Source organism: Bacillus chungangensis, from assembly GCF_030812995.1.
Classification (GTDB): Bacteria; Bacillota; Bacilli; order Bacillales; family Bacillaceae_C; genus Bacillus_CF; species Bacillus_CF chungangensis.
Genome location: NZ_JAUSTT010000020.1, coordinates 48,005 through 68,018 on the forward strand (window position 1 = coordinate 48,005; position 20,014 = coordinate 68,018).

Consider the following 20,014-nt stretch of genomic DNA (forward strand, 5'->3'; position numbering starts at 1 on the left):
TAGTAAATAAATACTATTCAAACCTATAAATAGTTTATTTTAAAATAAAAATACATAGTTGACTATTTATACCATTAACAATATAATTAATTATAAAAGGAAGGAAGGTGGTGCTAGAAATGGTAAAACATGTTAAAGTATACTTCGCTGATAATAAGAAGTGCTAATAAAAAAAGAAGCCGATTCTAAACAAGAGTTGGCTTCTTTTTAACAATCGAAAGAATAGTATAAAACTAGAAAATAGAAGGGACTTCTACTTCTGTATGAAAGAGAGGGAAACATTTGCATACATATTGGCTAAAACAACCAGATGTTCAAGTGGAGGAATCTGAAAATGGACAAATCATTTGTAAATTGTTAAACCGCACAGAAAACATCGTTTATGAGAGTATGAGCATGTTTATTGATTTTTTAAATTACTTGCAACAACCTCGTACGTTTCAAGAATTATTGAAATGGGGAGAGCAGCATCAGCTATCAAATCAAACAATGAAAGAAACATTAAACACCTTATTAGAGGATAAAATCTTATTATCTGGTAATAAACCGTGGAACTTAAAGGGTGAAAATCGTTTATGGAGCTACCTTGCCGCGCAAACGACTTCTCTCGATAAATTATATGACAGTGAGCAGCATTGGAAGATGAGCAAAGTTGGAATTATCGGTGTAGGCGGGGTTGGAAGTCGTGTCGCACATGAATTAGCTGCGATGGGAGTACCTGCTCTTATTCTAGTTGACCCTGATCATGTAAGCAGCCATAATCTAACACACCAAACTTTATATCCTAAAAGTTCGATTGGCGAACTGAAAGTGGAAGTGTTAAAGGATATGTTACATGCTCAATTTGGAACGACGATCGAAACTTTACCCTTCCCAATAACACAGACACTATCACCAAACATATTGGATAAGCTAGAATCATGTTCGGTAGTCATATTATGTGCAGATGAACCTTCAGTAGATACACTAGCTGATTGGATGACACCATATTTAACAAAGCTTAAAATTGCTCATATTGTTGGCGGCGGCTATCATGGTCATTCTACTAGTACAGGAACCACGATTATTCCAGGGGCAACAGGATGTTGGAAATGCTATGATCGCCTTCTCAAGCATGAACAAATGTCGATTGTTCATCAGCATATGTTCGGTATTTCTGGATCATTTAATCCATTGATTCAAATTCTAGCGAGCTTTATCGTTTCCGATGTTGTTGCGATTATCACACAATTAAGAAAGCCTTTTCTAGTAAATAGAATGGGTGACTTTGATTTAGACACTGGAAAGTTCAAGTGGAGAACTTGTTCGCGAAACCCTCATTGTCAGATGTGCCAACATGTAGAAGAGGTGGAGATGGTCAATGTCAATCTTGAGTTTTAATCATTTATTACAATTTCATTCTATCTGGAAAAGTATTCCCTTTGAAACAAAAATAGAAAGGGAACTAGCGAACAGCTTTCTAAAAAAGATCATTGATTCAGAGATAAAAACGAATAAATCTGAAATAGAAAAAAGACAGAAACAATCCTTTAAGGTCATGAAGCAATTTTCAATGATCAGCTCTATGGCCGAAGAAACCAGCCACTCTTATAGTATATTTATGGAAAAGAGAAAAGCGGCATGGTTGTACTTATCGCTATCGTTATACAATAAACAGTATGACCAAATCATAGAGCCAGAAAGTAATCGTATTTTAAAAGCTTTTGAACCATTCCATTCTCAAAAGCGGATTATTTTAGCTCCTTTTCATATGGGAATGCATACGATGACGATGCCATTAATCACTCGTTACTGTCATAAAAGCACAATACTCGTTAATAGCGAAGAAATAGAGATTATTCGCAAATGGTTGTCTACATACCTTGAGCCCAAATACAATGACTCAACAATGATGGTTCCAGTCCCTTCCCATACAGGCCCTTTAAAATTTGCAAAAGCTATTATGAGAGGAGAGACGGGCATTATTTTCCCTGAATTTTCGTACGGTATCAACCAGGATGAAGAGGAAGTTGAATTTTTAGGGGGAACATTTAAAGTGCCAATCGGTGTTTATATCCTTGCTAAGCGGCTCTCGGCAATCGTATACCCAATTGGCTCAGCTTGGAATCAAGAAACAAACACTGTTCAGTTTATGATTGGCGATCCTCTTGATGCTGGAACAATGCCTCAATTTGACTTTTTACAGCACTTGTTTTCACAAGGGGAAAAATGGATTGCCGAACATCCGGAACAATGGTTTTGGGATTATTTAATCGAATCGTGAATGTAAAAAATAAGGTGTAGGAGACCTAATGATGAAATGTGGAAATTATTAAGAAATGGTCATTTTACGAAACTATTTTTAGGAAGAATTGTCTCCAATATTGGCGATAGCATGTATGCCATAGCAGCAATGTGGTTGGTATATGAGTTAACCCAGTCTGCTTTCTATACTGGTTTAGCCGGATTTTTAACGAGGATTCCTCAAGTATTTCAATTTTTAGCGGGTCCGCTTATTGATAGATGGCCATTGAGAAAAACATTAGTGGCAACACAATTGTGTCAATTGCTTCTTGTACTCATTATCCCACTTACATATTATACTGGCCATTTAAGTGTAATGGTTGTTCTTATCATTATGCCATTGATATCTTGCATTCAACAATTTTCTTATCCCGCCCAGACAGTAGCACTGCCAAGGGTGTTAAAAAAAGAAGAGCTGCTTAAAGGGAATTCGCTGTTTTCCTTCGCGAATCAAGGGATTGATATGACATTCAACGGAATAGCTGGCATACTGATTAGCTTCGTTGGTGCTGTGACGATTTACTTATACGACTCTATTGTCTTTGCAATCGCATTGTTCTTGTTCTGGTCATTGCCTGCTTTCAAAACAGAAACATATGCGAAAGTGAAAAAAAAGAAGCTTGGCAAGACAATCAGAGAGTATGGGAAAGAGTTAAAAGAAGGATTTCATTATGTGTTCCATTCTATTATTCGCAAGTTTTTCATTGCTACTATTGGTGCGAACTTTATTTTAGGTATAGCCTTTGCTGTCATGCCTGTCTATGCAGATTTTCGCGGCGGTGCTGCTACTTATGGCTTTTTGATGGTAGCATTTTCGTGCGGCTTTTTAATCGGATCGTTGTTAAGCTCCGTTGCCGGACGTTTTCCTCTTGGTATGATGATGATTGTGACATATGTATGTAGTGCAGCAGCTTGGAGTGGATCAGCTTTTCTTCCATGGAACATTCCTTCTATCATTTTATATGGAATTGCGCTTATACCACTTGGTGCATCCCAAGTGCTTTTGGCAGCAACCGGACAGCGAATCATCCCAAATCAATTGTTAGCGAGAGTTTTTTCCGTTATTTCGAGCATTTCAGCAGCTGCTATGCCTGTTGGCTCGCTTGTTGGTGGAGCATTAGGCTCTGTTCTAGGCGGACAAATCGTCTTTGCTATCGGCGGTCTTGGTATGTTGTTTATCGCAATCATCTGGCTCATTGTTCCTGAATTGAGAACGATTCCACGAATCGATGCCATTGATCCCGATGACTATGGACTCGTTGTAAGATCAACTGAAAATACAATTCCACTCTCTTAATAAGCATAAAAAAAGAAAAGACGACTCATCATCTTTTCTTTTTTTATGTTACTTATTCATCATAAATGTTGCTTAGTTCCTCATAAAGCTGTTCACATTGATGCATTAATTGCTGTTTTTCCTCATATATCTGCTGGAGCACTTCCAATTGCTCTTCATGCGCCAATTTCTCCGCTAGCAAATCGATGCTTGCTTCCAACTGTTCTATCTGCGCTTCTAGCGTATTGATTAAGTCTTCTTGATTGTTCTTCGCTGCAAAAGTTGCTTTGTTTTTTACTCGTTTTGTTTCAACCTCTGCTTGCTGCTCCAGCTCACTTCGCTTTTGCTTAGCCCAGTCGTAATTCCCTGCGAAACCTTGTATAGATTGATCTTGAATCCAATAAATTTTTTCAAACAACCGATTAAGAAAATAACGATCATGCGAAATAGCAATAATGGTGCCGTTAAATTTTTCCAGCGCCTCCTCTAACACTTCACATGATTCAATATCTAAGTGATTTGTCGGTTCATCCAATATTAATACATTAACATCTTGATACATAAGCTGAGCCAAACGAAGCCGTACTCTTTCTCCACCACTTAATTGTGAAGCTTGACGAAACACTGAATGTCCATAAAATAAAAATTTGGCTAATATGTGCCTTGCCTCCGCTTCTGTCACCTGTACTTGACTTCGAAAGGCTGCTAAAACAGTTCCATTCTGTTCTTTATCCATTACAAACTGCGACAAATAGCCAACTTTTACATTGCTGCCAATTTTAACGTCGCCGTGATCTGGATTCAGCTTTTGCAGCATGATTTTGACCAATGTTGATTTTCCCGAACCATTATCTCCAACAATCGCAACCCTCTCTTGATAGCGAACATGCATATTAACATCTTGAAAAAGGCTTTTGTTGTGAAAAGTCTTTGACACACTCTTCAACATGATCACATCATTCCCGCTGCGATGATTAGCATCAAAGTTAAGTGTTAGCTTCTTGCGATTTATGTTGGGCTTATCTAGCTTTATCATTTTTTCTAATGCTTTTTCCATGCTTCTCGCTCGTTTATGCAAACCTTCATTTGGAGGGTTTGCTCGATTCGCCCATTCCTTTAATTTTTTAATCGCTTCTTTCATTTTTTTGATTTTTTTCTGCTGTTCTTGATATTGATGAAATGCTTGTAACAGCCGCTTCTCCTTTTCTTCTACATAACCGGTGAAATTTGTTTCATAGAAATGAAGTTCACCGTCTTCTAATTCATAGATTTTATTCACTACTTTATCTAAAAAATAGCGATCATGAGAGATGACGACTACAGTGCCTTGATACGTTGCTAAAAATGATTCCAGCCATTCTACTGCACGAATATCTAAATGATTTGTCGGTTCATCCAATAGCAGCAAGGCAGGTTTTTTCAACAGCATCATGCCGAGGCCAACTTTTGTCTGCTCACCCCCACTTAAACTAGAAAATAATCGATCTTTCAAAGCTTCCATTTGCAGCCCATTTACAATCCTGTCAATCGCTGCTTCTATTTCGTATCCACCTTCATGCGTAAATTGATCTTGGAGCCTTCCATAAGCTGCTAAATGAGCTTGCAACTTTCCATTATCACGTTCAGAAGCCATTCTTTTTTCTAACTCTTTCATTGCTTTTTCGATCTCCATTAATTCATGAAAAACTGATTTTAAAAGTGCTGCTACAGTTATGTCATTTTCAAAGCTAGGAAGCTGTTCCAAATAGCCAATCTTGACGCCCTTTTTCCAATGCAATTGTCCTTCATCCATCATTTCCATTTTTGACAGTAAGCGAAGAAGCGTCGACTTTCCGCTTCCATTTCGACCAACTAATCCAATTCTGTCTCCCTCGTGGATATCAAAAGTAATTTCCGCAAAAATATTTGTTCCTCCATATGACTTCGTTAATTTTTGTCCGCTGCATATAATCATGCCATTTCTCCTCCATTTTTGTATCATTCGTGTAAATGCCTTTTAAAGAAACGAAAAAACCCATGGGAAAGAAATCCTCCCATGGGTAAAAAAAGCCTGAACATGTAAAATCACGACAAAAAAGAGAGCAAGCATGCTCTCCCAGTTATTTTACGATTCTATAGGGAAAAAGAGATGTCTCACCGTTTTATTTCCATATTATGTTATTGAAAAAGGGCACACTTGTCCCGTTAGCAATAACAACAGAAAAAATTGCACGGCGAATATAAAGGAACTCGATCCATTGTACTCGTGCAATAACGGCTTGACTCATCTCTTTCACCTCCTTATATTTGGTCACCTTTTATTGTAAAATGCGCTTTTCTCTTTTGCAAGTGTTCATGTCAACATACTGCCTCGTTTATCTCGATACATACCGATTGCCGCTTATCCAAAACCGCCAAGGATAATATTTCGCTTCCCCTGAATTGTTAATGCCAATGCGTTCCCCTTGCTCGATCTTATCTGGAGAAAACCCTTTTGTGATATAAAGAGGAGGCTTGAAAATCAGATGTCCATAGTCATCCATGCTAATGCCTAGTGCTTTCGTCAGTTTTCCCGGTCCACTAGTAAGCTGCCTGATGTCTTTTACATTCCTTCTTTCATACATAAGATCAATTCCACCATGTGGTTCCACTGCACGAATTAAAACTGCTTCAGGCTTTTCTACTTCACCACTAACAATATTAACTAAACAATGTGTATGCATCACATAAGTATATACATGCCCAGCTTCCCCAAACATTACTTCTGTCCGCTTCGTTCTTCTATTTCCAAAACTATGTGCTGCCTGATCATCAGGCCCAATATAAGCTTCGGTTTCGACAATAAATCCAGAAGCAATGCCTTGCGCCGTCTCCTTTATTAATAAGCAGCCCAGAAGCGATTGCGCTAATTCCAACGTCGGCTGCTGATAAAATGTCGATGCTAATGGTTCTGGTTGCTGCAATGCTTTTTCTCCTTCCAATTTGTTCTCTCTATCGCATCATTTTATTAACCATTGTTCATCATCTGTTGCATTTTCGGCTTTCATTTTTTCAAGTTCGTATTTCATCTTTTCCGTTTCGATGAGATAATTTTCACGTTTAAGTTTTTCGAGCTCTAATTCTTTTTCCACTGCTTGCAGTTTCATTTTTGCTTTCTTTTGAGAATGATCTGTTAATATCGCAATAATAGGAATTGAAAAAATGAGAACAACTGCGACTAATCCAGTCATAAGGAACCCCCTTATTCTTTATTTTACCCAACATCTAACTGGCAGTATGATCCTTAGGAGCATAAAAGGCGATTGCAAACTACATTGCAATCCTAGCCTTTGGTCTGCTTCTTGTTTAGTGTGAAACCCATTGCCGATAGTAGCTTCACCTTTATTATCATCATTGTACTATAATGATATGGTGATTTAAATAATTTACATAAGATGGGGGTAATAAGCATTTGTTTAAATCGTGCACATGCTCGGAATTTGAACTTCGATCTTCCTTTTAAGCTGCGGATTAGTTCGCACTAGTATAACGTTTTAGTCCTCTCTTCCATTGAATCCTAATCACGATAAATCCAAGTAAGTTATACAAAATGAAATAGAACAAATTTTGATAGTTTAACTCGCCTCTTAATAAATCAACAGGGCTGTTCGTAGCCAATAATATCGGAATAACATACACAAAAATTAAGAAGATCACCTTCGGCCTGAGCGCGGCCTTAATCCGATTTCAAATAAATATTCCGGTACACCCATTAATTGATGTGATCTTTCAATCCAAAATCCTAAATTAACAATAAAATGATTTAAAATAAAATAGGACAACACACCAAAAACGAGTAGAATGAGATAACCACCAATTTGGAAAATAGTTATCTCCCATTTTAATTTGATCATACAATATATAGATAAAGCAGTGGGGATAAGTAAGTTAAAAAGACTTGGAATATCAAACAATTTTACATTTGCAATGAGTTGTGGGTCCATTTGTCTTATCAACAAATAATCTAAGTTGCCGTCAATCATATCATCAATTAACTGTTCATGTGGAAGGACAAAGAAAAATTGATAAATATATTGAATAAAAGAAAAAGTAGCGATTAACAGTAAAAACTCATACATGTTCCATCCAGCAATATGATCTGTATATTGATAGAAAATAAGTGTTGCAATGATTTCGGTAATAGCAAAAATGGTTCCAAAAACAACGATAAAGATTGAAGTTGTTCGATATGCCAGCATTTGGGCAACACTTTGATTAAAAATAGTCAAGAAATAACGCATCAGGCATTCACCGCCTCATATCTCTTTAACCCTTTTTTCCAAAGAATGTGATAGATAAGTAAAAAAAACAATGTCCAAACTAGTGAAACAATCATAAAGAATACTTCATCATCAGTTGATAGCGCTCCTTGTAAAACTTTCGTGTTGACATAGCCAAAAAGGCTAAATGGCAAGAAAAGGAGGAGATCTTGAACAGTAGTTGGCAACAGATCAAGTGGATACAATGTTCCACCTAACAACCCCATTAAAGAAGCATAAAGAGGTCTTAGCGGCCACATTTCTATTAACCAAAAGCTGAATGTACTAACAACTAGTCCAAAAATAAATAAAAGCAGGAAATTGCATATAAAAAGAAGCATTCCTGTCATTGTAAGACTAATATGAATCATATTTAAAAGATAAAGCACGAAAAGAAAAAATAACAAAAAAAAGAACAATACGACCTTTGATCCTATATAAGCAAAAAAACTATCTCCTAAAAAACTGTATGGTCTTATTAAATAATGGCTAAGTGTCCCTTTTCTCACCATATTTGTTAATCTGAATACGTGATCAGATGAAAACATGATGCCGATTAAGGAAACTAAGATTAAATAAGACAACATTGTCTCAAATGTGTAGGCATTGATTGCGTTTTGATGATGACTAAAAATCGAACGCCAAACAAATACACTTGTTACTAATTGCAATAACTGCATAACCATACCAGCTAATGTATTCCATTTAAATTGCAGACCAGCAGCAATCTGATTTTTTAATACTTGTACATATGCCTTCATGTTATTCTCCTTTTTGAAAGAGATCAAAAAGTTTGTCTTCTAAAGGGACCGCCCCAGTAGAAATATGGTCGAAATGAACAGACTCCTCTATCAACTCTTTTATTACTTCTTGCAGTTCGTTTTCTTTTATTTCCTTTACGAATGTATGCTCAAACTTACATTGAAAACCTTTATCACGTAAGACCTCTTTACTTTTATCATTAGCGGTTTGAATTGTTAACAATATTTTTTCCGTTTCAGTGAAAAGAAAATGTAAATCGCCATCATATGTAATGATGCCTTGCTGCAGAATGACAAGTCTTTGGCATAATGCTTCAATATCTTTCGCATAATGACTAGTCAAAATGATCGTTGTATTTGAACGTTCATTCACCTCTTGTAAAAATACATGGATCGCTCTTTGACTATGAATATCAAGCCCAATAGTAGGTTCATCAAGCAATAGCAGACTAGGCTCATGCAATAATGAAGCGACAAGCTCAAATTTCATTCTTTCTCCTAAAGATAGCTTTCGCACTGGTACATGATACAAATCGGAAATATTCAATAAGCTGCATAATGTTGAAACTCTCTTTTTATATACTTCATCTTCAATCCGATAAATATTTTTAAGCAGAATAAATGTATCTGATGGCGGAAGATCCCATAATAACTGGCTCTTTTGTCCTAGCACCATGCCAATCTGGCGCAAAAATTGCTTTTCTTTACGATAAGGGTTAAAACCATTAACAACAACTTTGCCCTCACTTGGTTCTACAATCCCAGAAATAATTTTCATTAAAGTTGTTTTGCCAGCACCGTTTGGTCCCAATAACCCTACTATTTCACCTTTTTCTATTTGCAATTGAATATGATTCAAAGCGATATTTGTTTCATATTTTCTTCGAAAGAAATCTTTCATTGTCCCTTTTAATCCACCAAATTTTCTGTAAGTTTTATACGTATGAACCAAATCATCTATTTTTATCATGCTTCCGTCACTTCTTTATCATTTGTTGGTAATACAACCCTTTATGTGACATTCGATATAAATGTAAAAAAACCTTTTTAATGGTGTTATGAAAAAAGGCAACGTAAAAGACACTTCGTATCTTTTGCGTTGCCTTCATGCTCCTTAGTGAAATGTAGGCCCCACTCTTTCTCTCGTAGCATAGCTCACAACTATATAACCAATAAGAGAGATCAAGATTGGTAGTACAACGGTATGAAGCCCTAATGCGTTCGGATAAAATTGATCAAATAAAATATAAGAGCCCATACCAATAACCATTGAAGCAATAGCACCATATTTATTTCCTTTACTCCAGTAAAGTCCGAGAATAATCGGCCAAATAAAAACAGATTCTAATCCACCAAAAGCAAATAAATTTAGCCAAATAAGAAGATTTGGTGGACTGAGCGCAAGGATGACTACTAAAATCCCGATTACCGTTGTTACACCGAAGCTCATTGCTTTTACTTGTTGATTGGTTGCATTTGGTTTTACATAATTTAAATAAACATCTTTGACGACAGCAGAACTGATAAGAAGGAGCAAAGAATCAACAGTTGACATAATCGCTGCCATTGGCGCTGCTAATACAATTCCCGCTAGCCATGGAGGCAGCACCTTCAACGAGAGCATCGGCATGACTTTGTCGCCAATATCGATACCTGGAAGAATCGGTCGTGCAAATACGCCAATTAAGTGCATGCCAAGCATAATAAACCCAACAACGGTTGTCCCAACAATGATAGCAGTATGCATCGCCTTCGAATTTTTATAAGACATTGCTCGAACTGTAACTTGCGGTAGCGCAACAACTCCAACACCAACCAAAATCCAAAAAGAAGATACATATGCAGGCGTCAAATCACGAGCTGCTCCAAAAGGAGAGACGAGGTTGGGGTTTTCGGCCACTAACTCCGTCATAATATTTGATATTCCACCGCCAGCAATGATCGTTGCGATTAATAAGATCAATGTTCCCGCAAACATGATAACGCCTTGAACGGCATCTGTTAGAGCTACTGCATGAAAGCCGCCAATAATCACATAAACTAAAACAGAAGCAGCAAAAATAAATAAAGCCGTTGTATAGGACAAACCCGTCAAAGATTCTACTAATCTTGCTCCGCCCACCCATTGGGCAGCCATCGCTGAAAACAGAAAAATAATAATACTTAACGCGGAGAGGAGGACAACTGTTTTACTTTGATAACGTTCTTTTAAAAAATCTATGAGCGTAATGGCTTTATATTTCCTGGCGACAATTGCAAACTTTTTTCCTAAAACCATGAGAACAAAATATCCTGTTGCTAATTGTGCCATTGCTAAAAATACCCATCCAAGACCTTTTGTGTAAGCAACTCCTGGCCCACCAATAAAACTGCTTGCACTGCCATATGTGGCGATCATCGTCATCGCTAAAATAAATCCACCGAGTTGGCGGCCTCCTAAAAAATACTCAGCTAAAAACGAATCGGTCGCTTTTAATTGTTTACTAGACCAAAAACCGATCACAAAAATAATGACGAGAAAAATAATAAGCGGAAGGATAACCGCCCAGTTCATCGTACATCTCCCTCCTCTTCATCGAAAGGAACGTCTTGAAAGAAAAACTTTACACAGACAATGACAAGTATCAGCATTACAATAAACCCCAGTACACAACTGTAAAAAAACCATGCAGGCAGCCCAAATACATATTGGTAATCTTTAGGGTCACCAGATCCTAAACCATATCCAAAACCGTACCACCAAATAAAATTGAAAAGAACAAGCCCTACACCAATCCACGCTTCTCTATGAGCAATTTTATAACGCTTGTCCTTCTCTTCTATCCTGTTTTTCATATGCTCCTCCTTTCGAATTCGAGCAACTTGACACTGGTCTTTAATAGTAGTTTTCTACATCATACACTGCATTATTCTATTAATCTACGCCAAATTCAATATGTGCATTCTTTTTCATTTTTAAACTAAACATTTGTGTGCTGATTGTAAAAAAAGGATTTTCACTTTTTAAGCAGAACCTTACAGTAGTGTGATCCTGAAGCTCTCACGACTAAAGTCGCGAGGTTCTGGGGTACTGTCCTCACTTCGTTCGGATAATTTTCGTGTGCGAAAATTGACACCGACCACTGATGGGGTTCTCCCAGACTTTCATGGGCAAGGAAACCATTGTTTCCATTTGCGCCCTTTGGGCTCACTTCAAAACCCTTGTGTATCGTATTTTACAAGCCGATACTGCATAATTGTTTTTTGTTCAAGTGTTTGATACGTTCAATTTCCTGTTGATGCAGGTTGAAAAAGTTATTCCATGTTTCATTTGCACGGTCAACATCGACCTCGCGCAAATTGCCTTTTGTGTTCATGATGAGAAATGCACTGTACAAGTCGCGCTGAATATCCCCCTGCTCAAAATGATTCCAACGGGTTGCGAGTGTTTTCTTCACGTAAGTTTGTGTAAAATGCTCAAATTGACTGGCTTTTACTTTTGCGGTGTCAATTCGCTTGAGTTCTAAGCCTTTGGCTTTTAATTTGTTGTCTAATATTGTTAAGAACATTGCGGGCGCTCGATTGGCTAAAGATTTGCCAAAACGTTTTTTACGTTTGAATTTTCCTGTCTTTTTGCTGACTTCTGTTTTCTTGGCACGTGCCTGTAAGCCTTTGTAATTCATGTTTTCGACACGCACATCTAAGCCGAGTGAAAGGACGAAATTCGCATATTGGTTGTGTTTCTGTTTTCGTTTATCTACGATTTTTCTGCTTAATTCTGCTAATTTACGTTTTGTTTTCAAGTAATTTTGGCTTTGAACCCATTTCTCGCGGTTAGAACGGTTGATTGTGCCGTCCGCATTGTACTTATCCGGGTTATTTGCACGGCGTTGACGGTCTAATTTCCGTTGAAGAACACGTTTTCCCTGTTCGTCATTAGCCAGTCCTTTCGCCAACTCTGTTAGCTCAACTTTTGTATCTGACACAACGGCGATCGTAGAAGTACCAATGTCAATCCCAACCCGCTTTTCGGTGTCGTCCGAATGATTTTGATTGCGTTTCTTTGGCGGAAAGCCTTCCAGTGCGAATTGAACGAAATAGCGGTTTTTCCCGCGAATGACTTTTTTTAGAAGGCGACAATATTTAACTCGGTCTTGTAATGCAATATGCGCATACTCGTCATTTGCTTTGAGTAAGACCCGCATTGTCAAACCGAGCCACTCCACGTGCTGTTGTTCCGGGAAATATCGGAAACCTGTTTTGTTTGTTTTTTCTTCCAGCGAGTAGAACTCACCTACACGGCAAAAACGAACTGTTTTCCCGTTTCCATACATGACTTTTTCAACAGCGGAAAAAGCACGCTCCGCAATGTTTTGAGCCATTTGAGACCCAATATTTTGCCTGAATTTTCGTCCCATGTTCTGAACGTACATATTCAGGTGAAAACGTCTCACTCCGTACTGCTCTTTGAAATTGTTTAGCAGGCGATTACGTTCTTTCCCTTTTTCCACGCGGACAGCCTGCCAGTACTGCGGATTGCGCGTCATATATTTGTATCTGCGCCAAGCCTCGCCCAAACAAGCATTGTAGATGTTTCTGCCGATATTCAGACGTTTTTCTAGAATGTGTTCCTGCCATACTGTTGTTTTAAGCGGCAGTGTCAAAACGTAAGTAGGTGTCGCCATCCAGGGTCATCCTTTCGTTATTTCTTTTGTTGGTTACGAATGTAATGCCGGATTTGTTCTTCTGTGTTTTCACTGACAGTAGCGACAAAGTAACTTGGATTCCAAAGATGACCGCCCCAAAGTCTTGATTTTAATTCGGGGTGCTTTTGAAAAATTCGTCTCGCCGAAACGCCTTTCAGTGTTTTCATCATATTCGGAATATAGTGCTGCGGTTTACACTCAACAAGCAAGTGGATATGGTCTTTATCCGTTTCCATTTCCTCGATTTTAAAACCGTGTTCTTTGGCAATTTCATAGAGTATGAGTTTGATGTCAAACTCTACTAAGTCAGTCAGGACTTTTCGACGGTATTTCACACACCAGACCAAATGATAATGGATAGAATAGACGTAACCACGTCCGTAATGTACTTCTGCCACGAAAATCACCTCAACACTTATTTTAACATATGTTGAGGTGAAATCGTCTGAAATCTAATGTTTAGAGGGAAAATTTAGATTACATCTGTCGACTGTCGAGGTGACAAATGCCCCCCCTCCTGCCGAACGCCATTCATCCCATGTCTAAAGACACGGGTGTTCTAGCGTGGCTTACGCCATAAAAGGAGGAAGCAAAAATGTCAAAGAAAATATTGATGATTGCTGGTGATGCAATTGAAAAAAACAACCAAATGGCTTTGGTTGTTTTTTCATCTGTTATGCACTAATTGTTTGCAAATCAAGTGCAGGGCCGAAGAATTCATAGCGGATATTTTCTTTTGGAATTCCGAGTTCTGTCAAAATCTGGACGACGTTTTTCAGAAATGGAATGGGACCGCACACATAGCAAATTTTATTGCCAGCAATTACTTTTTGGAGAAAATCCTTTGTGATATAGCCCCTAAAATGATGATTGCCTTCTGTATTCACCGGTTTTTCATAGCCGAAAAAAGCTTGTGCATGCTTAAGTGACTCTACAAGTTTAACCGTATCTGCTTGAAAAGCATGAACATGTTCATTTCTAGCTGTATGAATAAAGGTGATCTCTCTTGTTGATTTATGTTGAGAAAGTGCTTCGAGCATACTCATCATTGGAGTTAATCCAACGCCACCGCTAATAAATGCAACTGGTGCTTGTTCCTCCATATTTAATGTAAAGTCGCCTGCGGGAGCGCTGACTGCAAGGACATCGTCTTCCTCTACAAAATCGTGAAGATAGTTGGATACTTTTCCATTAGGTTCTGTATCTGCCTCTCTCTTAACGGAGATTCGATAATAGTCATTGCCAGGAGCGCACGATAAACTATATTGACGGTTAAATGTGTATGTTTCTTCAGGTATTTGCAATTGGACAGTAATGTATTGCCCTGGCTGGAAGGATGGCAGTACATGATTATCTACTGGCTTCAAATAAAAAGACGTGATACAAGCGCTTTCTTTTTGTTTTTTCACCACTTTAAAATCTTTAAAATCATCCCATCCTCCTTCTTGTTCACGAGCATCTCGATACATTTCCGCTTCTACTTCGATAAAGACATTTGCAATAACGCCATATGCCTCCTCCCATGCAGTCATGATGTCATCCGTTGCTTGATCGCCAAGCACTTCTTTAATAGCAATTAACAAATATTTTCCAACAATAGGATAATGCTCTGGTTTTACCGCTAAACTTCGATGCTTATGGGCAATTTGCTTTACAACAGGGATGATTTGTTCCAACTGATCAATATGCTTCGCGGCTGCATAAACAGTATTTGCTAAGGCAGTTTGCTGCCTCCCCTGCTGTTGATTCGCATGATTAAAAATATGCAAGAGCTCAGGATGATCTTGAAACATTCTTTTGTAGAAATGGGTAGTAATTGTTTTTCCATGCACTTCAAGAACTGGTGCAGTTGCTTTTATCGTCTTAATTGTTTTTTGTGATAACATCAAACATTCCCCTTTTAAAGAAGTATTTTAAATATATCTTTCATTCTAAACTTAAAAACGTTAAAAGCAATATTTTAAATACATCTTTTAAAAACCTGTCACATTTCATTTTTACCATCACCGATTACGTTCGATTTTCTTTTTATGAACAGTTGACTATATAATGAAGGAAGGAAAGTTCTTGGCAAAGAAACTTTATTCATGGAAACATTGCTCCATCTTTAAGCAGCCCTTTAGATATGAATAGATGAAGGTAGGCGTTGAATCAATGAGACTGACTCAATATACTGACTACTCACTGCGTGTATTAATATATCTTGCCTCTAAAAATAAAGAAGATATCACAACCATTAAGGAAATCGCTCAAGTGTATAATATTTCCAAAAATCATTTAATGAAAGTAACACATGAATTGGGAAAAATAGGCGTCATTGAAACAATTAGAGGGAGAAACGGCGGGATTAGGCTTGCTTGTCTTCCCGAAGAGATCAATATTGGTACAATTGTAAGAAAGACAGAAGATGACTTTCAACTAGTTGAATGCTTTGATGGCGGCTCAAATACGTGTATTATTTCACCCATTTGTGGACTCAAACATGTCCTTCATCAAGCACTTGAAGCTTATTTAACTGTGCTTGATACGTATTCACTAGCAGATATCGTTAAAAACCCTTTTCAGTATGCACAGCTATTTGCAAATGCTAGGGAGAACGAGTAAAGTAATTTCAGACCCTGATCATAAAGGCCGTATGGGGAAGTTTACTTCCAGTTGGTATTTTCCTAAAACATAGATGTAGATTTATTTGTTTTCATTATATTTATGTTATAATTTTAGTATTGTGTGCTTTAAAAATATTTTTTAAAAAGTTTTATGAACAATTCCTTGGTAAAATGCCTATAAGGCTCCTACTCGCTAAAAGTAGGAGCCTTCGATGCTTAAAACTCCTTCAAATGAGGTAGAAGAACGCTGAGAAAGCACATTTCTTACAAGCAGCTATTATATACAGCTTAAAATAATTGAATCGCATCTTTTGTAATTATATATATGTAGAAGGGAGCCTATCTTATGTCTAAAGAAGATCGCCAAATGCTAGATGAAGCACGAAAACATTTTATTTATTCATTGGCAGAAACGATGGATTTATATGGTGTAACCCCTTCGATTGGGCGCTTATATGCTACCATGTTTTTTCAAGACAGACCGATGAATTTGGATGAAATGAGAAAATCTCTTGGGATGAGCAAAACAAGTATGAGTACAGGGGTTCGAAAGCTAATGGAAATTGATATGGTAAAAAAGGTATGGCAAAAAGGAGTCCGCAAAGATCTCTACGAAGCTGAAAAAGATTTTTACGAAACGTTCGTCGATTTTTTTTGTGCAAAATGGCAGCAAGAAGTCAATCTCAATGAACAAGCTGTTGCAAAAACAAAAGCCTCCCTCCTATCGCTGCTTGAGAATCCAAATATTTCGGAAGCTGTTAAAGAGGAGGCACATCGTGATCTAAAAAAAATGCAAGAAGCTGAATCCTACTACATTTGGCTCCAAGAGCTGCTTCTCCAATGTAAAAGCGGTAAAATCTTTGAATGGCTGCCGAAGCCAACATTAAAAAGATGAAAAAGGAGGAGCACATGAAAACAATTTTATTTGATTTAGATGGAACTTTGCATGATAGTGAAAAATGGTATATTCAGGCTTGCTCCAACTGTATTGAAGCCATTAGGAACCGCCAACTTACTGATGAAGAAAAAGATTATTTAATCGGAAAACCGATTACTAGAATTATAAAAGAATGGTTCGCAGGACAAGAAAGAGAGGTGCTTCACTCCTTTTTTACTTATTATGAAAAGATTCAAACTCAAATTAAGGAATATAATGGAATATTCGATGTCCTAACTGAATTAAAAGCTAGGGGAATAACAATGGGGATTGTTTCCTCAAAATATAATCGATATATCTTAACAGAATTGCAGCATACAAGACTCTATCCATTCTTTGATGTTGTGATAGGATTAGATGATTGCAATGACCCAAAACCAAATCCTGAGCCTTTGTTAAAAGCAATAAAAGAATTACGTATTGAGTTTGAGAACTGCATCTATGTTGGGGATCAACCAACAGACATCCAAGCTGCTCATGCAGCAGGAATCAGAAGTTATGGAGCATTGTGGGGAGAAGGAAAAAAAGAAAAGCTGCTAAATGAAAGTCCTACAGGCTTACTTCTAAAGCCTGATGACTTATTAGCAATTCATTCTAGTGATCCTATACATATTAATTGAACTACCCGCCACTTAGCACTCTTACGAGTTGCTTGAAGTGGGGGATTCCTACGAACACCAGTGTACCCACCAGTTATTTAGTAGGCTACCCCCGTAGTTCCTACGGTTAGAAGTCTTATGGCTTCGTTTTTAAGATTTTGTCCTGCGTTAATATCTCTATCATGATGTGTATCACAAGAAGGGCAATTCCATTCACGAAGATTGAGATTCTTAACGTCTTTGTTTTGGTAGCCACAAACTGAACATAATTGAGAGCTTGCAAAGGTTTTAGATACAGTTACTATCTGTTTGCCATACCATTTTGGTTTATACTCCAACATTGTTCTAAATTGTGACCATGACACCTCACTAATTGCTTTCGCTAACTTATGGTTTTTCAACATATTTGACACTTGCAAATCTTCAATACCAATCACATCTTGGTTTTTGATGATTTCAGTAGAGACTTTTTGCAAATAGTCTGTTCTTGCATTAGTGATTTTTTCATGAATACAAGCCACTTTACGCTTTTGTTTTTGATAGTTCTTAACGTCATTTAATTTACATTTTCGTTTTAATGCTAATTCCTGTCGTCTAGACACTTTGTAAGCATCATTCCATTTTGCCAAAAAGTGATTGAATACAAAGCGAGAACAACCGATTGTTTTAGCAATTAGTGTTTTTTGTTCTTTGTTTGGATAGATACGGAACTTATACGCTTTATTGACTAACATTGATTTCACCTCACTTCATACCTTGATTTTCAATATACTTCTTAACTACATGGATGGGAGAGCCCCCAGTAGTTAGTAGACAAAAACTTCTTGACCAAAACATTTCTTTCCATAGTTTTTCTCTTACTTGTGGAAAGTCCTTTTTAATCATTCGAGAACTTGCACTCTTGTAAGCATTAATGAACTTTGATAATTCAGTATTTGGATGTGCTTTAAATAGAATATGGATATGGTCAGAATCGTGATCCCATTCAACTAATGATATATTATATTTCTTGCCTAACTTTACAAACATGTCTTTTGCATAGTCAGACATTTCATCGTCAAAAACCTTTCTGCGGTATTTAACGACTAATACAAGTTGGTAATACATTAAGAATACTGAATGATTATTACTATCCAATTTCATTGTAATATCAGCCTTTCTTTTATCTAATACTGATTATATCATAATGCAAAAAAGAGACAACTTTTAGGCTTATTCCTAACCGACATTCATCTCCCACTTACTCATTGGCCTATCGCCCTTCTCATTCCTTGAAGTGGGAGTCTTCTGTCGGGAACTGATAAAAAAAGCTATCTTTTTTTAAACTGTCCTATACAAAGGGTACAGTTTATTTTGAAAAGATAGCTCTTTTTGTAATCTTTATCTATTAATATGATAAACTTGAACGCTCCATTCCAAAACAACGGCGATATATCCACTTATACCCTTCAATATCGATATCTCGCGGATTGCCGATCGTTTGCGGGTCATGAAAGGCTGCCTGTGCATAGTGATGAATATAAGCGGGATCTACTCCCTGCTCCATTAACGTAGGTATCCGAAGCTCCTTTACAAGTTTTTCAACTTCTCTTACAGATTGTTTGGCTGCCTCCTCGATGCTCATCTCGGTCGTATTTACTCCTAGTGCTTGTGCAATGCGTGCATATTTCGCTGGATCTCCCATCCAATTATATTCCATTACAGGCGCAAGCATCGCAGCAACACATTGGCCATGCATAACCGGAACCTCTCCTCCCAAAGTTTGCGACATCGCATGAGCTGCTCCAGCTGATTCACTTCCATAGGAAAGTCCTGCGAGCATCGCAGCTTGTGCCATTCCATGGCGTGCTTCCATATCTTTTCCGTCTGCATAGGCTCTTTTCACGTATTTACTTACGTATTCTATTGCTAACAATGCAACGGCATCGGTTATAGGTTGTGCCCAATGACACGTATAACACTCAATGGCATGCGACAAAGCATCAATTCCAGTTGCTGCAGTGATATGTGGAGGCATGGAGACTTGCAAGGAAGGGTCAATGATCGCAAGATGCGCGGCAATAAGTGGTCCTCCGGTATTGAATTTAATCTTTCGATCAGGGTCTCTAATGACAGACCATTGCGTTACTTCGCTGCCAGTCCCAGCAGTAGTTGGGATCGTTGCAAGCGGGGGGATTCGCTTTTCTAATGGTTTGCCGCTTTCTGAAGCCTCGTAATGAATGACTGGCTCACCATGCACCACCTCCACCCCAATTGCTTTTGCTGTATCCATACAGCTGCCGCCGCCAACAGCAACAAGGCCATTACACCTTTGCTCTTCGTAAACAGCGCTTCCATTTGCAACAATATTCGTATCAGGCTCACCTTTCACTTGGTTAAAAATAACGACTTCTATGTTCGCTTCTCGTAAATAACGCTCCACTGGTTCAACTATTCCAGCACGATAAAGCTGCTCATCCGTCACTACCATTGCCTTGGTTACACCAAGCTTTTTCACTTCTTGACCGACACATTTGACTGCTCCGATAGAGGATTTCACCATTGTTGGCATTTCAAATCCTTTCAAACGATTCATGCGTTCAAATTTCAT

21 protein-coding genes and 2 pseudogenes are annotated in these 20,014 nt (G+C 37.8%); 6 read left to right on the forward strand and 17 right to left on the reverse strand.

Going from position 1 to position 20,014, the window contains the following annotated elements:
- The first annotated feature begins 282 nt into the window (after positions 1–282).
- From J2S08_RS15520 to J2S08_RS15530, 3 genes are read left to right on the forward strand one after another with little or no spacing between them, the layout of a single operon-like run.
- Positions 283–1,380 (forward strand): HesA/MoeB/ThiF family protein, encoded by a 1,098-nt coding sequence (locus J2S08_RS15520; protein WP_307231080.1) that lies wholly within the window; start codon positions 283–285, stop codon positions 1,378–1,380.
- On the forward strand, positions 1,361–2,263 hold the full coding sequence (locus tag J2S08_RS15525) for an LpxL/LpxP family acyltransferase (RefSeq protein WP_307231082.1): 903 nt from the start codon (positions 1,361–1,363) through the stop codon (positions 2,261–2,263). Before J2S08_RS15520 ends, J2S08_RS15525 begins: the two co-directional genes overlap by 20 nt.
- 36 nt (positions 2,264–2,299) lie before the next feature.
- Entirely contained in the window at positions 2,300–3,580 is a 1,281-nt protein-coding gene (locus tag J2S08_RS15530) for an MFS transporter (protein WP_307231084.1), read from the forward strand.
- Between the two features lie 52 nt (positions 3,581–3,632).
- Here J2S08_RS15530 and abc-f read toward each other — a convergent pair whose 3' ends face one another.
- From abc-f to hmpA, 13 genes are all read right to left on the reverse strand, one after another.
- A complete protein-coding gene (abc-f, locus tag J2S08_RS15535) occupies positions 3,633–5,513 on the reverse strand; it encodes a ribosomal protection-like ABC-F family protein (protein WP_307231086.1) in 1,881 nt (626 codons plus the stop codon).
- A 187-nt stretch (positions 5,514–5,700) separates the two neighbouring features.
- Positions 5,701–5,826, reverse strand: coding sequence for an RAxF-45 family protein (locus tag J2S08_RS15540; RefSeq protein ID WP_307231087.1), 126 nt, complete (start codon positions 5,824–5,826; stop codon positions 5,701–5,703).
- A gap of 87 nt (positions 5,827–5,913) precedes the next feature.
- The gene (locus tag J2S08_RS15545; RefSeq protein ID WP_307231089.1) at positions 5,914–6,501 is read right to left on the reverse strand and encodes a DNA-3-methyladenine glycosylase; all 588 of its coding nucleotides are present in this window, start codon (positions 6,499–6,501) and stop codon (positions 5,914–5,916) included.
- Positions 6,502–6,537: 36 nt separating this feature from the next.
- Entirely contained in the window at positions 6,538–6,768 is a 231-nt protein-coding gene (locus J2S08_RS15550) for a hypothetical protein (protein ID WP_307231091.1), read from the reverse strand.
- Positions 6,769–7,048: 280 nt separating this feature from the next.
- Positions 7,049–7,234 carry an ABC-2 family transporter protein gene (locus J2S08_RS22580; RefSeq protein WP_370875693.1) on the reverse strand — a complete coding sequence of 62 codons (186 nt, stop codon included), beginning with the start codon at positions 7,232–7,234 and terminating at the stop codon, positions 7,049–7,051.
- On the reverse strand, positions 7,231–7,818 hold the full coding sequence (locus J2S08_RS15555) for an ABC-2 family transporter protein (protein WP_307231093.1): 588 nt from the start codon (positions 7,816–7,818) through the stop codon (positions 7,231–7,233). Before J2S08_RS15555 ends, J2S08_RS22580 begins: the two co-directional genes overlap by 4 nt.
- Complete coding sequence (locus J2S08_RS15560) at positions 7,818–8,597, reverse strand: ABC transporter permease (RefSeq protein WP_307231095.1); 780 nt, start codon at positions 8,595–8,597, stop codon at positions 7,818–7,820. The genes J2S08_RS15555 and J2S08_RS15560 overlap by 1 nt, the downstream gene beginning before the upstream one ends.
- A 1-nt stretch (position 8,598) precedes the next feature.
- The gene (locus J2S08_RS15565) at positions 8,599–9,567 is read right to left on the reverse strand and encodes an ABC transporter ATP-binding protein (RefSeq protein WP_307231097.1); all 969 of its coding nucleotides are present in this window, start codon (positions 9,565–9,567) and stop codon (positions 8,599–8,601) included.
- Positions 9,568–9,711: 144 nt separating this feature from the next.
- On the reverse strand, positions 9,712–11,151 hold the full coding sequence (gene panF, locus J2S08_RS15570) for a sodium/pantothenate symporter (protein ID WP_307231099.1): 1,440 nt from the start codon (positions 11,149–11,151) through the stop codon (positions 9,712–9,714).
- Positions 11,148–11,432, reverse strand: coding sequence for a YhdT family protein (locus J2S08_RS15575; protein WP_307231101.1), 285 nt, complete (start codon positions 11,430–11,432; stop codon positions 11,148–11,150). The genes panF and J2S08_RS15575 overlap by 4 nt, the downstream gene beginning before the upstream one ends.
- A gap of 380 nt (positions 11,433–11,812) precedes the next feature.
- A complete protein-coding gene (locus J2S08_RS15580) occupies positions 11,813–13,261 on the reverse strand; it encodes a transposase (RefSeq protein ID WP_307231103.1) in 1,449 nt (482 codons plus the stop codon).
- Between the two features lie 17 nt (positions 13,262–13,278).
- Positions 13,279–13,680, reverse strand: coding sequence for an IS200/IS605 family transposase (gene tnpA / locus J2S08_RS15585; protein WP_307231105.1), 402 nt, complete (start codon positions 13,678–13,680; stop codon positions 13,279–13,281).
- Positions 13,681–13,956: 276 nt separating this feature from the next.
- Entirely contained in the window at positions 13,957–15,168 is a 1,212-nt protein-coding gene (hmpA, locus tag J2S08_RS15590; RefSeq protein WP_307231107.1) for an NO-inducible flavohemoprotein, read from the reverse strand.
- Between the two features lie 268 nt (positions 15,169–15,436).
- On the opposite strand from hmpA, the gene J2S08_RS15595 reads away from it, so the two are divergent.
- From J2S08_RS15595 to J2S08_RS15605, 3 genes are all read left to right on the forward strand, one after another.
- Positions 15,437–15,886, forward strand: coding sequence for an RrF2 family transcriptional regulator (locus tag J2S08_RS15595; protein ID WP_307231109.1), 450 nt, complete (start codon positions 15,437–15,439; stop codon positions 15,884–15,886).
- 348 nt (positions 15,887–16,234) lie between these two features.
- Entirely contained in the window at positions 16,235–16,783 is a 549-nt protein-coding gene (gene cudC, locus J2S08_RS15600; RefSeq protein ID WP_307231111.1) for a choline uptake/conversion transcriptional regulator CudC, read from the forward strand.
- A 14-nt stretch (positions 16,784–16,797) separates the two neighbouring features.
- The gene (locus J2S08_RS15605; protein ID WP_307231113.1) at positions 16,798–17,445 is read left to right on the forward strand and encodes an HAD family hydrolase; all 648 of its coding nucleotides are present in this window, start codon (positions 16,798–16,800) and stop codon (positions 17,443–17,445) included.
- Between the two features lie 77 nt (positions 17,446–17,522).
- Here J2S08_RS15605 and J2S08_RS15610 read toward each other — a convergent pair.
- From J2S08_RS15610 to J2S08_RS15620, 4 genes and pseudogenes are all read right to left on the reverse strand, one after another.
- A pseudogene (locus tag J2S08_RS15610) lies at positions 17,523–17,960 on the reverse strand (RNA-guided endonuclease TnpB family protein); the annotation flags it as partial.
- Between the two features lie 78 nt (positions 17,961–18,038).
- Positions 18,039–18,158: pseudogene (locus tag J2S08_RS22765) on the reverse strand (helix-turn-helix domain-containing protein); the annotation flags it as partial.
- Between the two features lie 10 nt (positions 18,159–18,168).
- A complete protein-coding gene (gene tnpA / locus J2S08_RS15615; protein WP_307231116.1) occupies positions 18,169–18,567 on the reverse strand; it encodes an IS200/IS605 family transposase in 399 nt (132 codons plus the stop codon).
- Between the two features lie 244 nt (positions 18,568–18,811).
- Entirely contained in the window at positions 18,812–20,014 is a 1,203-nt protein-coding gene (locus tag J2S08_RS15620; protein WP_370875694.1) for an iron-containing alcohol dehydrogenase, read from the reverse strand.